This is a genomic window from Pauljensenia sp. C0170B4 (genome assembly GCF_056590235.1).
In genome coordinates this window covers 67,254-83,619 of the sequence record NZ_JBWPVS010000001.1, presented here as the reverse complement: position 1 = coordinate 83,619, position 16,366 = coordinate 67,254, and the positions used below count along the sequence as shown (strand labels likewise).

Genomic DNA, 16,366 nt, shown 5'->3' with positions numbered 1-16,366 from the left:
TTACGTTTGAGGATGATTCATGATCCATTCCCTCTTCAAATACATCAATAATGATGGATAATAGAGAGGAACACATCACAATTCGAGCCAAAGGAGCCTCATGTTCGATGAAAGTTCACGCACCCGCCGCCAGGTGTCACGCGTACTGCGCGACTGGCTCACCCCGGGTGTCACGATCGAACGAGCAGATCTGACCCTTACCGCATGGGAAGTGCCCGACGAACCCGTCCCCTTCGACGAGGCAGTCACACAGGAATACTCCGACATCAGCCTGCCCTACGCATGGTCGCACCCCTGGGGCACGACATGGTTCCACGTCAGCGGGCGCGTACCGCAGGAATGGGACCCTGCATCCGACCAGCGCCGCCACGAAATCATCGTTGACCTGGGATTTTCCGACGCCGGCCCCGGTTTCCAGGCAGAAGGCGCAGCATATCGGCCAGACGGCACGATGATTAAGGCGCTCGAACCACTCAACCGTTACATTCCGATCGAGGCAGCGCCCGGTGAAGAATTCGAGCTCTACATCGAAGCGGCCGCCAACCCGAATGTCATCGAAGGTGACTGGGTGACACCACCGACGATGGGCTCGAAAGAAACAGCCGGCACAGAGTCGATCTACACAATGACTACGTGCGAACTGCGCGCCATCGACACCACGGTTGAAGCACTCCAGGCTGACCTGACCGTGCTGAACGACCTCGTGACCGTCGTCGACTCACCCAGGCGCGAACAGATCATCCGCGGACTTGACCGCGCGTTGGACGCCCTCGACTATGACGATCTTTCGGGCAGCGCACACGAGGCGAGGCAGATGCTCAGCGATGTTTTGAGCGCTCCGGCCTCCGCGTCAGCGACCACCGCATACGCGATCGGACATGCGCATATCGATTCGGCATGGCTGTGGCCGCTGCGAGAGACGCGACGCAAAGTAGCGCGCACGTGGTCGAATGTCCTGCACCTGATGGACGTCGACCCCGACGTCATGTTCGCCGCCTCCTCAGCCCAGCAGTATCAGTGGCTGCGTGACGAGCACCCTGACGTGTTCGAGCGCCTGCGTCAGCGCGTTGCCGAAGGCAGGTGGGTAGTCGTCGGAGGCCAGTGGATCGAATCCGACCCGTACATGATCGGCGGGGAGGCAATGGTTCGACAGTTCCTGGAAGGCCAGCGATTCTTCCAGCGCGAATTCGGCGTCATGCCCGAACACGTGTGGCTGCCGGACTCCTTCGGATACTCGGCAGCACTGCCGACCATCGCACGGCACATGGGTATGAAATGGATGCTCACGCAGAAGCTGTCGTGGAATGAGACGAACACGTTCCCGCATCACACACTGTGGTGGGAAGGAATCGACGGGTCGCGTATCTTCACGCACTTTCCACCCGTTGACACCTACAACTCGACGCTCAGCCCGACCGACCTGCATCACGCTGAAAGCACATTCCGCGACAGCGGCGGAGCATCCAGGACGCTGGTGCCGTTCGGCTACGGTGACGGTGGCGGCGGCCCGACCAGGGAAATGCTGGCCAACGCGCACAGGCAAAAAGACCTGGAAGGCTCCCCGCGCGTGCGCATCGCCTCACCGACCGACTTTTTTGCCGACGCGCAGACCGAATATCCCGATGCGCCGACGTGGGTGGGCGAACTGTACCTGGAGAACCATCGCGGCGTGCTCACCTCGCAGGCGCGCACCAAGCGTGGGAACCGACGCTGCGAGCATCTGCTGCGCGAGGCCGAATACTGGTGGACGCAGGCAGCGGTGCGCACCGGTGCCGACTACCCCTACGATGAGCTGCACGAGATCTGGCAGGAAGTCCTCCTGCTGCAATTCCATGACATCCTGCCCGGATCCTCAATCGCGTGGGTCCACCGCGAAGCTGAAGAAACCTTCGAGCGCCTCATGGAGCGCCTCAACACCCTGATCAATGACGCGCTCAGCATTGTTGCCGGCAACGGTGAGACCCCGCTCACCGCGAACGCCTCGTCCGCCGAGCAGCGTGGCGTGGGTGCCGGAGTGATCGCACATGTCAGCGCGCAGGCTCCCTCGTCCATCACCATTGACGAGGGCGACGACGGCTGGCAGATCTCGAACGGCGTGCTGAACGTACATGTCACGCGGGACGGTTTGATTGACTCGTTGGTGGATGCGCGCCGTAATCGTGAGGTTGTGCCGGCAGGACAGGTGCTCGGCAGACTCAACGCGTACCGCGACATTCCGGTGGACTGGGATGCGTGGAATATCGACGGTGATTACCGTCGCCACCCGAACCCGATTGACTCGGTGGACGCTCTGGATGTGCGTGAAGAAGACGGTGCTGCCGTCGTGACGTGTGAGCGGTCCTGGGGCACGTCGACGTTCGTTCAGACGATGCGCATCGCGCCCGATTCTGCGACGGTTGATTTCACGACTGAAGTCGAGTGGCATGAGCGCCGGCGGATGCTCAAACTGGAGTTGCCGGTGGACGTGTTGACCACAACCGCCCAATCCGAAATTCAGTGCGGACATATCACGCGCCCCATTCACGAGAACACGTCGTGGGAGCACGCGCGCTTTGAAACTGTGGGACTGCGGTGGGTGCGCGTGGCAGAAGATGATTTCGGCGTGGCCGTGGCCAACGACCGCACCTATGGGCACTCGTTCGTACGCATGCGCAGCGACGAGGGCAGGCCGTTCGTACAGATCGGTGAGTCACTGCTGCGCGCGCCGATGGCTCCGGATCCGGATGCCGATCAGGGCCACCACGTCCTGCGCACCTCCCTGACCGTCGGAGCTGAGATTGACGATGCGATCGCGCAAGGACAGCGCATGAACCTGCCGGTGCGCGAAGTGCGAGGCGACCATGACGTGCCGGCACTGGTGACACTGGACAGCGGGCATGCCCTGATTGAGGCAGTCAAGCTGGCTGATGACGAATCCGGTGACGTGATCGTTCGCTTCCATGAAACAAGAGGCGGGCGCACCACGGCGCGATTCAGTGTCGATATTCCCCACCTCGCGTCAATTCACCTGGTGGATGGACTGGAGCGCGAGTGCGAGGACGAGGCTGACCTTCGCGCCGATGAAAGCGGCTTCGACGTTGATCTCAAGCCATTCGAACTGGTGACAGTTCGTATGCATCGCAACTAACTAGGAGTAGAAAATGAGAAAGAAGTATGCGGCAACCGCAATCCTGTGCAGTGCAGCGCTGTTGGGGATGGCTGCATGTTCCGGTGGAAGTCAATCTGGACAAAGTGGTTCAGCTGGAAATGGCGATCCCAACACACTGACCATCGCGTATCAGAAGACTGCTGCCTTCCACCAGCTTGAAAACATGCTGGAAAAAGCGAAGACCGAATTTGAAGCGTCCCATGAGGGCATTACTGTCAACATGCAGCCTATTGAGGCTGATCAAGATCAGTACTTCACCAAGCTCGCGTTGATGAACGGCTCGCCTTCGACCGCACCTGATGTCATCTATGAGGACACATTCCAGGTCATGCCGGACGCTGAAGCGGGGTACCTGTACCCGATGGATGAGTTCCTCGATCAGTGGGAGGACTGGGATCAGTTCGACAAATCCGCGCAACAGGCCGGTGTCGCAACCGACGGAAAGACGTATGGAGTCTCCTTGGGAACAGATACACGCGCACTCTACTTCCACAAGGACGTCTTCAAAGAAGCCGGATTACCCGAGGACTGGCAGCCGAAGAACTGGAATGAGATTCTTGACGCGGCTAGGACGATTAAACAAAAAACTGACGCCATTCCGCTGGCGATTTACGGCGGCAAAGCTGCTGGTGAAGCATCAACCATGCAGGGCTTTGAAATGCTGCTGTACGGCACAGATGACACGCTGTATGACGAAGAGTCCCAAAAATGGATCACCGGGTCGAAAGGATTCCGCGATGCTCTGGGATTCTATAAGACAGTGACTGACGAAGAACTCGGATTGCCACTCGATATTGCGTTAGAATCTTCCGTTGGAGACAAGACATCGCATGAGCTCCTACCCGCAGGCAAGGTTGGTATCGTCATGGACGGTTCGTGGGTACCGGGAAGCTGGATCGAAGGCGAACAAGAGTGGGACGAGTGGGCCGATAAGATCGGCTTTGCGAAGATGCCGACTCAGAATGGTCAGAAACCAGGATTCACGTCCATGTCGGGTGGATGGCTCTTGTCCATCGGCGCGTCGACCGCCAACCCGCAGGCAGCGTTCGACTTCATTTCCATCGCCACAAATATGGAAAACTCCAAGCTCTATGACACCACCGAGTCTCAAATTGCCGTGCGCCGGGATGTTCAGGAAGACCCAGAGTATTTGAACTACAACGAGTCTTTCGAGTTCTTCTCCGGTCTGGTGCAGTACACGCATTTCAGGCCGGCAACACCGGACTACTCCCAGATTTCTTCGAATATCCAAGTGGCAACCGAGTCGATGGTCACCGGCGAAGCCACTCCGGAGCAAGCTGCTGAGCAGTACGACCAAACATTGATCGGCATCGTCGGAGAAGAAAACACACAGGCAGCTCAATGAGTACTGGTCATTTAGAACGTGAGACTGTCCGGGCAGGCGCATCGTTGGGACAAACCCGATCGACTGCCCGGCGTCTCGCCGAGTTCGGCGCGCTGGCACCGGCACTGCTGCTGATGGCAGTTTTTCTGGCCGGACCAATCGCCTATTCACTGTACGGATCCCTGACAAACCAAGCCATGACGGGAATTCGCGCGGCTGAGCCACAGTTCGTGGGACTGGATAACTACAAGGCTCTTCTGGGCGCGCCTGAATTCTGGAAGTCAGTGCTGCTGACAGTCGTATTCGTCCTTGCCTCCGCAGTTATCGGCCAGAACGTCCTGGGCATGTCGCTTGCACTGCTGATGCGACGCGTCCCCAGATGGGTGGCGACATGTGTGGGCACCATTGTCATTATCGCGTGGGTTCTGCCTGAAATTGTCGCCGCGTTTGCCTTGTACGCATTCTTCCAGAAAGACGGAATGCTCAACTCCTTCCTGGAGATGATCGGCCTCCATGGCCCCTCGTGGCTCATTGGCTTCCCGATGCTGTCGGTCATCATCGCCAACATCTGGCGCGGAACAGCTTTTTCCATGATGGTGTATGCGGCAGCTCTTTCGAACGTGCCAGCTGATGTGCAGGAAGCCGCCATGATCGACGGGGCAGGCGGATGGCAGAGACTGATCCACGTGACAATACCGATTATCAAGGGATCGATTTCAACCAACCTTCTGCTCACCACGTTGCAGACTCTAGGTGTCTTCACACTGATCTGGGTCATGACAGGTGGCGGGCCCGGGACCCAGTCATCAACTCTTCCTGTTCTGGCGTTCCAGCGCGCATTCAAGTTCTCCCAGGTCGGATACGGCACCGCAATCGCCACCGTGACCCTGATCCTCGGTGCCCTGTTTGCGCTGGTCTACATCAAGGTCCTCAAACCGGAGGTGGACTGACATGGCGCCCTCTGTTGCACAACCGAAACAATCCTCAACAAAACTGTGGGCGTCGGTCGCCCTGCTGGTCGTCAGCATCGCGTTCCTGGTGCCTCTGGCCTGGCTGCTGGTGTCCGCAGTGCATCCATCTCCAGGAGTGTCACTCTCCATCCCGTCGTCAGTGACAATGGAGCATTTTTCTGAAGTAGCCGACTGGGATCTCACGTTCCGTCCGCTGCTCAATTCCATGATCCTGTCACTGGGCACGGCACTGCTGACCGTGGCCGCCGGAGCGCTTGCCGCATACCCGCTGTCACGCTACAAGTCGCGATTCAAGCGCTCCCTCATGTACACCATCCTGTTCGGCACCTGCCTGCCGATCACCGCAATGATGGTGCCGGTGTATTCACTGTTCGTCCGGATGGATCTGCTGGATTCTCACGGTGCCATCATCTTGTTCATGGCGGCAACGTCACTGCCGATGGCCGTGTGGATGCTAAAGAACTTCATGGACGCTGTGCCTGTGTCACTGGAGGAGGCAGCCTGGGTTGACGGATCATCTGCGATGGGCACGTTGTGGCGAATCGTTCTGCCGCTCATGCGTCCCGGACTGGTCGTTGTGTTCATCTTCGTGTTCACCATGACATGGGGGAACTTCTTCGTTCCCTTCGTGCTGATATTCGATTCAGCCAAGCAGCCCGCAGCCGTCGCAATCTTCAACTTTTTCGGAGCATACGGCACCGTTGCCTACGGGAAACTTGCAGCATTCTCACTGATGTATGCAGCCCCCGTGCTGGCACTGTATGCCATCTCCCAGAAAGTCTCGGGCGGCTCATTCGCAATGGCTGGAGCAGTCAAAGGCTAATCGACATAGACTGGGCCGGTGCCCCGACGACCACGTAAACATTCAGCGTTCAAGCCGTTCACACCTGAACAGCTTGCGCAGCGCGTCGCCGCCATTCCGGTGATCACATACCCGGATTTGCCGGTAAGCGACAGGCGCGACGAGATCGCCGCTGCGATTCGGGATCACCAGGTTGTCGTGGTGGCCGGGGAAACCGGCTCAGGCAAGACGACCCAGCTCCCGAAGATCTGTCTGCAGCTGGGGCGCGGTGTGACCGGCATGATCGGACACACTCAGCCCCGACGCCTCGCCGCACACACTGTTGCTGAACGTATCGCCCACGAACTGGGGCAGAAAGTGGGGCGCGAAGCCGGCCAGGTTGTGGGCTACCAGGTTCGTTTCACTGACGAGGTCGGCCCGACGACGCTGGTGAAACTCATGACGGACGGCATTTTGCTGGCTGAGATCCAGTCGGATCCACTGCTGCGCCGTTACGACACTCTGATTATCGACGAAGCTCATGAGCGTTCCCTCAACATCGATTTCATCCTGGGGTACCTCTCCCGCCTGCTTCCTGCGCGCCCTGATCTGAAGGTCATCATCACCTCCGCCACGATCGATTCGCAGCGCTTTGCCCGTCACTTCGGCACACCGGAGGACCCCGCACCTGTCATCGAGGTGACCGGACGTACCTACCCGGTCGACATACGCTACGAACCGCTTTTTGACGACGAGGGTGACCACATCGACCAGGATGAAGGTATCTGCCGCGCTGTCGACGAGCTGCGTACGGAAGGCCCCGGCGACATTTTGGTGTTCCTGCCCGGTGAGCGCGACATTCGTGACACGCAGCAGGCGCTGGCTGACCATCTAGGAAGCATTTCTGACATTGACATCCTGCCGCTGTATGCGCGGCTCACATCGGCCGAACAGCACCGAATCTTTGAACGTCATTCGCGTCGCAGAATTGTCCTGGCCACGAACGTTGCCGAAACGTCACTGACTGTGCCGGGGATCCGATACGTCATCGACCCGGGTCTGGCGCGCATTTCCCGCTACTCGAACCGCACGAAGGTGCAGCGCCTGCCCATCGAACCGATCTCGCAGGCTTCAGCGAACCAGCGGGCAGGACGCTGTGGTCGCGTCGCCAACGGCGTGGCGATCAGGCTGTATTCCGAGGATGACTTCGACGCGCGCCCCGAGTACACCGAGCCGGAGATTCTGCGTACCTCACTTGCCAGCGTCATCTTGCAGATGGTGTCACTGGGGTTGGGTGACGTGCAGCGCTTCCCGTTCATCGACCCTCCCGCGCAGCGTGCCGTTCGGGATGGCCTGCAGCTTCTGGTGGAAATCGGGGCACTGACCGCTGACCACGGGCTGACGGCGATCGGCCGCTCCCTGGCGCATTTGCCGATCGATCCGCGGCTGGGCCGCATTCTCATTGAAGGTGACCGTAACGGATGCGGCTCCGATGTCCTTGTCATCGTGGCGGCCCTGTCGATCCAGGATGTCCGCGAGCGCCCTCTGGACTTTCAGCAGGCTGCCGACCAGGCGCATGCGCGCTTCGTGGATCCGCATTCAGATTTCATCACCTACCTGAACATCTGGCGCTACCTCAACGTGCAGTCACGTGACCTGTCCGGCTCCGCTTTCCGCCGCATGTGCCGCGCAGAGTTTCTGCACTATCTGCGTTTTCGTGAATGGCGTGACGTGGTCGGGCAGTTGCGGGACATGGCGCGCCCCCTCGGCCTGGATACTCACCGCATCGGCATTCCCAGCCCGAAAGAAGTGGCGTTTGCTGCCAACAGTGGCGGAATCGCAAACGCCGCTGCGCGCGCAGCCGTTGCCTACACGCGTTCAACGTCCTCACCTGATGCTGACGAAATCCACCGCTCGCTTCTGGTTGGCTTACTGTCAAACCTGGGCAACTGGGATCCGGCGAAGAAGGAGTATGCGGGCACTCGCGGCACACGATTCACCATCTGGCCCGGCTCCGGCCTGACCCGCAGCCACCCCGAATGGGTGATGACGGCGGAGCTGGTCGAAACTTCGCGCCTGTTCGCCCGCACGGTGGCGCGCATCAAACCCGAGTGGATCGAGCCTCTGGCCGGCCCTCTGCTCACCCGCGTCTATTCCGAACCATACTGGTCATCAGGCAAGGGCGCTGCGATGATCCACCAGAAAACCATGCTGTACGGGTTGACGCTGGAAGCTGACCGTACGGTCCTGCTCGGCAGGCTCGACATCACGATGGACGAGGGTGGCCCACGCCGTTCCCGAGTAGCGCGTCCGGGAACACTGGCTGGTATTGCGCAGGGTCTGCGCGGCCATGAGGGGCCAAGCGTGTTCGCTGACGCACTGTCGGACGCCCTGGGAGAAACGACCGTTGAGGAGGACTCCCCCGTCAGCGTGGAAGAGGTTGAGCCGCTGACTGCACGCCAGTTGGCGCGCGAAATGTTTATCCGCCATGCGCTGGTGCGTGGCGAATGGCGTGAGCACCACCGTTTCATGGCACAGAATCGTGACCTGCTGGAGCAGGCTCATGAGGTGGAGCAGCGTTCACGCACGAGCGGACTCGTTGCAGGCGAAGACTCCCTCGTCAATTTCTTTGACGACCTGCTGCCTGAGGGCATCATCTCTGCCCGCCACTTTGACCGGTGGTGGGCCAAAAAGCGCCGCTCGAAGCCTGACCTGCTGACGTACCCGCCACAGCTGCTGTTGCCGCGCGGCTCGGGAACGGATGCCGACGCATTTCCTGACACGTGGAACGAGGGCGACCTGGAGTTTCCCCTGTCCTACGAGTTTCACCCCGGTGCCGCCCGTGACGGCGTGACGGCGACGATTCGTGTAGAAGAGCTTCCGCGCGTGACGGGACGCGGCATGGACTGGCTGGTGCCTGGGTTGCTGGACGAACTGGTGATTGAGACGATCCGTGCGCTGCCTAAAGCGAAACGGCGTCTGCTGGCTCCGGCTCCGGAAGTGGGAGTGGATGTGGCTCAATGGATTCGTTCACGCATCGGCGGGGACGATGAAGTCGTGAGCGTTGAAGTGGACGAGCCTGAGGATCCTCGTTCCCTGAACGCCGCGATGGATCGCCTGGCCGAGTGGGGGGCGACCAGCGGATCAGTCAGGCGCAACAGGACGGCATCTGCGCAGTTGCAGCCAGAGCCAGACCATGCCCCGGTCGTGAAGCGCTCGGCCGGCATTGATCCCGATCCCGCCAGGCGTCCGCCTTTTGAGGAGGTGTTCGCTGATGCGGTGCGTCAGATTCGTGGCGTTGACCTGGGTGCAAAGGATCTGGCTCATGCGCGTGAGAATGTTCCCTCCCATGTTGTGATGACGCTGCGAGTAGTGGATCAGGATGGTCGTGAGCTGGGTTCGGGTCCGTCATTGACGTACCTGCAGCGCACGTTGGCACGCACAGCCGACGATGCCGTGCGCACCGCTGTTCGCGGGGCTGTGGCCGAAGCGTTTGCACGGGCGGCTGCACCCTCGCCTGCGCTGACACCGGAACCTGTCACGGAGTTTCCCGACGATGTGCCCTGGTCGGTGGAGCCAGATGCGACGCAGGTGGCATTGCGCGGTTTCCCGGCGCTTGTTTCTGACAAAGATGAGGTGCGTCTGCAGATCGTGGCGAATCCCGATGAGGCGAACCGTCTGCACCGCGTGGGGGTGGCGAGGCTATTGGTGCGCGAAGTTCAGCTGGCGACTGCGCGGGTAACGACCCGGTGGAGTGGCCGGCAGGCAATGATGCTGGCTGCCTCCCCGTATGAGTCGACGCAGGCGCTGGTTTCTGACGCGCAGTGGGCCTCCGCGTTGAGCCTGGTGGACCAGCTTTCCGGTGATGACGGGCCGGCAGCGATCCGCAGCCGCACCCGTTTCGACAGCCTGGTTGCGCAGGCCCGCGACCGGCATGAAGACCGTGTTTACGAGATCCTTCAGCATGTGATCCGCACGCTTGAGGCTTCCAGCGAGGTGGCGGACAGTGTGCGTACTCATCAGCACGCGTCACTGAATGAAGTTCGCCAGGAGGTGCGTGATACGACTGAGGCGCTGGTCTTCCCCGGTTTCATTTCAGCCACACCGTTTGAGGTTCTGCCTCACCTGGCCAGGTATGTGCGTGCCGGTGCCGTGCGCCTTGACCGTGCGGCGCGAGGGCGACCCATGCTCGATCAGGACGCGCAGAATGCGCACGTGATCGGTGATGTTGAAGACGCCATTGAGCAGGCGCAACACGCATTGGATGAGCATCCGTTCAATGCGAAGCGGGCGCGCACGATCAGCGAGGCGCGCTGGTTGCTCGAAGAGCTGCGCGTCTCACTGTTCGCTCAGCAGCTGGGCACTCCGCGGAAAGTTTCAGCCAAGAGGATCTACTCCCTGCTCAGGCACTGACTGGCCATACGTGCGCCAGGCGCACTGATCCGCGTGACTGCTCGACCGACACTGTGATGCTGGCCAGTTCGACCGGATCGAACGAAATGATGCGCTGGTAGCCCACTGAGTTCGCGCCGCCTAGATCGACGATGGAGCCATCTGGCCGGGTTCCACGCACCGAGACTCGATCGATGCGCTGGCCTTCAGCGATGGCTTCACGGATAATGACGGCGCTAACAGTCGTGGACCGGTCGAAGCTGATGGTCAGCGTGGGCGCTGAGTCTCCCTCGTCCGGCTGCCAGTACGGGGCGGTCAGCAGGGCGGGAATGAGGGGGTCGTACGAGTCATCGAACGGGGTGCCCGCCTGGGCGGTGAGCGTGTCAGGCACGGTTGACGTGGACGCGTCCACGGTGACGGTGCTGATGCGGCGCGCGTAGAAGTCGCGCACCAAATCTCCCAGCCCCTTCAACGAATCGATGTCGGGTTGGGCCAGGACGCCCTTGCGGGTGGGTGGCACGTTGAGCAGCAGCGAGCAGTTCCCGCCGACGCTGCCGCGCCAGATGGCGAACAGTTCATCAGGGGTGCGCACGTGCTCATCTTCGGCGGCGTGGTGGAACCATCCGGTTCGGATCGACGTGTCCACTTCGGCCGGGTACCACACGAGCGGCCCGTCGTAATTGGCGAGGGCGGCTCGCGATCCGAGGTCCTCGTCGGTGGATTTCACTTCGCGTGAGAATGTGCCGTCATCTGCTTTTTGAGAGTGTTCCTGTGTGCGTTCGGCGGACTGGAGTTCTGCTGGAAGGACGCTCCATTCTGCCGGCCTGGCAACGCCGGCCTCGTTCCCGCACCAGCGCACATCGGGTCCGCAGATGTTGATGACTGCTTCGGGCTGCAGGGCGCGGATCAGGGTGAAATATCGTTCCCAGTCGTAGTACTGGACCTTGCCGTTCTCTCCTTCACCGTTGGCGCCGTCGAACCAGACGGAGAAGATCGGGCCGTAGTTGGTGAGCAGCTCGGTGAGCTGGTTGATGAAGAAGTCGTCGTAGGCGACGCCTTGCCCGTAGGTGGCTTCGGTGCGATCCCACGGGGACAGGTAGACGCCGAATTTGAGGCCGAAGCGGCGGGCTGATTCGCTGGCTTGTGCGACGATGTCACCCTGGTAGGGGCTGGAGGCGACGCTGTGGTCAGTGTAGGCGCTGGGCCATAGGCAGAAACCGTCGTGGTGTTTGCAGGTGAGGATCACGCCTGTCATTCCGGCGTCCTTGAGGGCGCGCATCCACTGATCGGTGTCAACGTTGCCGGGGGTGAAGAGTGCAGGATCTTCGTGCCCCTCGCCCCATTCGCGGTCTGTCATCGTGTTCATGCCGAAGTGGATGAAGGCGTACATTTCCATCTCCTGCCAGCGGAGCTGACGGAATGATGGTCGAACATTGGACAGATAATTCAGTGCGTCACCCGCATGCATGATGGAAAGTCCTTTTCTTTGTATCTGACAGCAGCGATTAAATGTTACATAACACTCACTAACTTGTGATAGTTTGGCACCCTTTCTGATGTAGATTGTTATGAGGTTCTTTTCCGGCCAGCTGACAGTAAATGTCAATGACCCGGAGACTTGGATTCTGACGAATTGAGGATGCCGATGTTGTCACGCTATTTGGCGGAGCACCCTCACATCCTTTCTTTCAACTCAAAGAGGATCAACTATGTCAACGACAAATAGGCGAAAGCGCAGGTCAGCCGAGCTTCAGCGCAATCAAAGCATCTTCGGTATTGCGTGCGCACTCCCGACGGCCATCCTGTTCACTGTCTTCATCGTCGTTCCGACGATCAACATTTTCAGAATGTCACTCTACAAATGGAGCGGTTTTTCTGGTGTTCCCGAATTCGTTGGGCTGAACAACTTCAAGATTTTGTTGGGTGACATGAATTTCGTCCACTCGCTACAAAACACCCTTCTACTACTTGTTGTCGTGACATGTATCACGATGCCCGTTGCCGTGATCTTTGCTGCAATGCTGATTCAAACGAAGATTCTCGGAGCAAATCTGCTCCGCTTCGTGATGTATATTCCGTCGATTCTATCGGCAGTTGTCATCGCAGCAATGTTCTCCGTCATTTACGACCAGGCTGATACTGGCCTAGTAAACGGTACCTTGCACATCCTGCGTCTTGACTGGCTTAAGCAAGTCTGGCTCGGCGACCACAAGATCGTCATTTTCTCAATCGCATTCGCAATGGTATGGCAGTCCTTTGGCTACTACATGGTGATGTATATGGCGTCCATGACTGGCATCGATAAGAGCCTGTACGAGGCAGCATCATTGGACGGAGCCGGCCAGATCCGCACCCTGGTGAGCGTGACGGTGCCACTGATCTGGAGCAACATCCGAACGACATTGATTTTCTTCATCCTAGGGTCGGTCAATCTGAGTTTCGTCCTTGTTAAGGCAATGACTGACGGCGGTCCAGATAACGCATCCCAAGTCATTCTGGGATACATGTACGACCAGGCCTATACAAACTCCTCATACGGTTACGGCATGGCGATCGGAGTAGTGATCTTCCTGTTTAGCTTCATCTTGTCATTGATCGTCAGCCGCGCGACCAAACGCGAACCAATTGAGCTGTGAGGGAAGAAAAATGACACCAACAGTTTCAGTTTCTCCAAAGAAGCCTTCTGTCAAGAAGATGCGCAAAGCCTCAGGAAGTGTTGCCGACAGGTGGACTCCGCATCGCATCTTCAACCAAGTCATTCTCGTCTTGGTTTCCCTGACGATCATCATCCCGACGATCTGGGTTTTCCTTGCCTCCTTCAAGCAGAGAGACGAGTTTTACGGAAACCCGTGGTCCCTACCTCGCAGCCTTTACCTACAGAACTACGTCGACGCCTTCACCGACGCCAGAATCGGCGACTTTTTCTTGAATTCTCTGTTCGTCACTGCTCTGGCAATGGTGCTAGTTGTCGCTATCGCGCTGCCTTGCGCTTACGTACTGGCACGATTCGACTTCCCTGGCCGCAGGATCTTGCAGATGGCCATCCAAGGCGGACTGTTCATTAACGTGAACTATATTATCGTCCCAATCTTCCTGATGCTGGTCGGATTCGACTCATCGGTATACCAGTGGTTCCCCAACGGCCTGTTCATTAACAACCTCGTGGTACTTGCCATTGTGTACGCCTCAACTTCACTGCCCTTCACAGTGTTCCTGCTCCAGGACTTCTTCGCGCGCATCCCTGAAGATTACGAAGAAGCTGCCTTGCTTGATGGCGCCAACCAGTTCACCGTCATGGTTCGCATTTTCTTCCCCATGGCGACACCAGCCATATCCATGGCAATGCTCTTCAACTTCCTGAGCTTCTGGAATGACTACATCATTTCAATGACGCTGATGACCGATTCATCCAGCCGCACCGTCCAGGTCGGTCTGCTCAACCTGATGGCAACGCAACGGGCAGCCACCAATTACGGCCGCCTGTACGCAGGCATGGTCATCGTGATCGTTCCAGTGATCATTTTCTATTCACTCGTTCAAAAGCGTCTACTCAACGTCACCAATGCTGGAGGTATCAAGGGATGAGCGACCGCGCACTACGAATTATCGGCATGATCGGTGCCGCTTTGATCTTCATATTCTTCGTTGCACTGGTCGTCATCGGTCAACGTACAACCAGCTGGGGTAGCCTCGGCATCCAGCTAATCGGACTGGCTGGCGTCCTCGGCATGCTCGCTTTCTACAACCATCAATACCGCTAACTAGAAAGAGGTAATCGTGAAACATCACACCAAACGCACTTTGTTGTGCGCGGGAACCTGCCTTGCGTTGACGGCAACGCTAGGCGCATGCGGCGCCGGCGGATCTCAAAGCGCATCAGACGGCAAATCGACGTTGAACCTGGCGTTCTTCGATGGCGGAAACGGCCCTGAACCCTACCAGGAGGTCGTGGCAGCCTACAAGGAACTGTTCCCTGACGTGGAAGTCAACCTTGTGACGTCAACGGAAATCGAAGACGAAATCATGCCTGGCATGAAAGCGGGCAGGTACCCGGACTTGGTCCAGCGTGGCCTGAATGCAAAGGCCGGGCTCGTTGAAACCATGCTCGGTGACAACGCAATTGCCGATGTCACCGATGTCCTGTCGATGCAAATTCCCGGCGAGGAAGTCACCGTTGGCGAAAAGCTGATCGACGGCATCATCGGACCCTACACGAACCCAAATGGCGACGATCGTACCTTCCTGCTGCCGACGTTCTACTCACCTGCCGGATTGGTCTACAACAAGACCCTGCTGGAAGAGAACGGCTGGGAAGTTCCGCAAACATGGGATGAAATGTTCGAACTAGGCAAGAAGTCCAAGGAAAAAGGTATCTCGGTCTTCACCTACGCAACCTCAGGCTACTTCGATTCGCTCGTGGGTGCCTTGCTCGCAGACGCTGGCGGCGAACAGCTCTTCCAGGACGTGATGTTCTATAAGAAGGACGTGTGGAAGTCGGACGAGGCCCGCAAAGTCCTCGACACGATCGGCAAGATCGTCAGCCCCGATTACCTGCACCCGGACACACTGGGATACGCAAACGTGCAGGACTCAAAGAAGAATCAGCAGACGGTTCTCAATGGTGATGCAGTGTTCATGCCCAACGGAACTTGGATCCGCAACGAAATGAAGGACGCCCCGAAGACTGAAAACTTCAAGTGGGCGCTCTCACCCGCTCCCGGTTTTACTCCCGACGAGCGCTACCTGACGGTACTGATGGACGCACTGTGGACGCCAACTCAGGCAAAGAACCCTGAAGAAGCTAAGCGTTTCATGGCATTCATGTACTCCGACAAGGCTGCCGAAATCTTCGCCAAGATTGGTCAAGCTCAGCCCATCAAGGGCATTACCGACAAGCTCGAACCAGAACTCGCTGAGTTGTATGGTGCTTTCGACCAGGAAGGCGTCAAGATTATTCCCGGCACCTCCTTCAGCCAGAATGCAAGCGTTGAAGGTGTCAGTATCAAGGATGACCTGTACTCAACGATCGACTCAATTGCCTCGGGCAAGAAGACCGTTGACGAGTGGCAGAAAAAGCTCAACGACGATTCGAACGCTCTGAATGAGGCGATGCCCAAAGATCAGAAGTAACCTGTCCAGGTGACTGATGATCTGAGCTGGGTGCTTAAAGAAGCACAAACCCTGCTCACTTCGCACGGCGTGCATGGTTGGACCGTTCAGTTCGACCATGCACGCCGTCGTGCTGGACAGTGCAACCACACGGCGCATACCCTGTCGTTTTCTCGGCCGTTGATGACACTGTATCCCCCAGATGAAATTCGAGACGTCATCGCTCACGAAGTGGCTCACGCTCTGGCAGGCGCCAGCCACCATCACGACGATGTGTGGAAGAAGGCGGCTCGCAACCTGGGGGCGCGACCCGAGGCGCGCTTGTCTGCGGCCTTACCTGCTCCTGAGGCGCCGTGGATCGGAACCTGTCCGCGCTGCGGAGCACGCAGGTATTTATATTCCGTACCCAGGCGCGTGTCATCATGCGCGTCATGTTCACCACACTTTGATGTCGCCTTGATCTGGCAGTGGGAACACCTCGGCCACCCTCGTACCCCACCGGGGCGCTACCTGCGCGAACTGCGCTCACTGACACGCCGATCTTCACGACGTTAAATCATCCTCGTCATTACTCCTGGCGCAACATCGTCCACTACCATGGGAATCACTGCCGATCGGCG

At 58.5% G+C, this 16,366-nt stretch carries 11 protein-coding genes; 10 read left to right on the top strand and 1 reads right to left on the bottom strand.

Translation table 11 applies throughout. The features are described from left to right. The first annotated feature begins 100 nt into the window (after positions 1-100). The 5 genes from AC1EJ1_RS00320 to hrpA are packed head-to-tail and all read left to right on the top strand — an operon-like array spanning position 101 to position 10,658. A complete protein-coding gene (locus tag AC1EJ1_RS00320; RefSeq protein ID WP_070725472.1) occupies positions 101-3,127 on the top strand; it encodes an alpha-mannosidase in 3,027 nt (1,008 codons plus the stop codon). 13 nt (positions 3,128-3,140) lie between these two features. Beyond that, positions 3,141-4,514 carry an extracellular solute-binding protein gene (locus tag AC1EJ1_RS00315; protein WP_070725470.1) on the top strand — a complete coding sequence of 458 codons (1,374 nt, stop codon included), beginning with the start codon at positions 3,141-3,143 and terminating at the stop codon, positions 4,512-4,514. Then, complete coding sequence (locus tag AC1EJ1_RS00310; protein ID WP_070725468.1) at positions 4,511-5,443, top strand: carbohydrate ABC transporter permease; 933 nt, start codon at positions 4,511-4,513, stop codon at positions 5,441-5,443. Before AC1EJ1_RS00315 ends, AC1EJ1_RS00310 begins: the two co-directional genes overlap by 4 nt. A 1-nt stretch (position 5,444) precedes the next feature. Beyond that, positions 5,445-6,287 carry a carbohydrate ABC transporter permease gene (locus tag AC1EJ1_RS00305; protein ID WP_070725466.1) on the top strand — a complete coding sequence of 281 codons (843 nt, stop codon included), beginning with the start codon at positions 5,445-5,447 and terminating at the stop codon, positions 6,285-6,287. Between the two features lie 18 nt (positions 6,288-6,305). Further along, on the top strand, positions 6,306-10,658 hold the full coding sequence (hrpA, locus tag AC1EJ1_RS00300; protein WP_083314352.1) for an ATP-dependent RNA helicase HrpA: 4,353 nt from the start codon (positions 6,306-6,308) through the stop codon (positions 10,656-10,658). On the opposite strand, the gene AC1EJ1_RS00295 is transcribed toward hrpA, so the two are convergent. Further along, positions 10,648-12,105, bottom strand: a complete 1,458-nt coding sequence (locus AC1EJ1_RS00295) for an alpha-L-fucosidase (protein WP_070725463.1) — start codon at positions 12,103-12,105, stop codon at positions 10,648-10,650. The two genes, hrpA and AC1EJ1_RS00295, sit on opposite strands and share 11 nt — an antisense overlap. Before the next feature lie 241 nt (positions 12,106-12,346). On the opposite strand from AC1EJ1_RS00295, the gene AC1EJ1_RS00290 reads away from it, so the two are divergent. The 5 genes from AC1EJ1_RS00290 to AC1EJ1_RS00270 are packed head-to-tail and all read left to right on the top strand — an operon-like array spanning position 12,347 to position 16,301. Further along, on the top strand, positions 12,347-13,273 hold the full coding sequence (locus AC1EJ1_RS00290) for a carbohydrate ABC transporter permease (RefSeq protein WP_480295149.1): 927 nt from the start codon (positions 12,347-12,349) through the stop codon (positions 13,271-13,273). Positions 13,274-13,283: 10 nt separating this feature from the next. Continuing rightward, positions 13,284-14,222 (top strand): carbohydrate ABC transporter permease, encoded by a 939-nt coding sequence (locus AC1EJ1_RS00285; protein WP_227469124.1) that lies wholly within the window; start codon positions 13,284-13,286, stop codon positions 14,220-14,222. Further along, on the top strand, positions 14,219-14,398 hold the full coding sequence (locus AC1EJ1_RS00280; protein ID WP_058237517.1) for a DUF6903 family protein: 180 nt from the start codon (positions 14,219-14,221) through the stop codon (positions 14,396-14,398). Before AC1EJ1_RS00285 ends, AC1EJ1_RS00280 begins: the two co-directional genes overlap by 4 nt. Before the next feature lie 16 nt (positions 14,399-14,414). Then, on the top strand, positions 14,415-15,767 hold the full coding sequence (locus tag AC1EJ1_RS00275; RefSeq protein ID WP_070725461.1) for a carbohydrate ABC transporter substrate-binding protein: 1,353 nt from the start codon (positions 14,415-14,417) through the stop codon (positions 15,765-15,767). 9 nt (positions 15,768-15,776) lie between these two features. After that, positions 15,777-16,301: a SprT-like domain-containing protein gene (locus AC1EJ1_RS00270; RefSeq protein WP_227469123.1), complete on the top strand. Its 525-nt coding sequence runs from the start codon at positions 15,777-15,779 to the stop codon at positions 16,299-16,301. Positions 16,302-16,366: the final 65 nt, after the last annotated feature.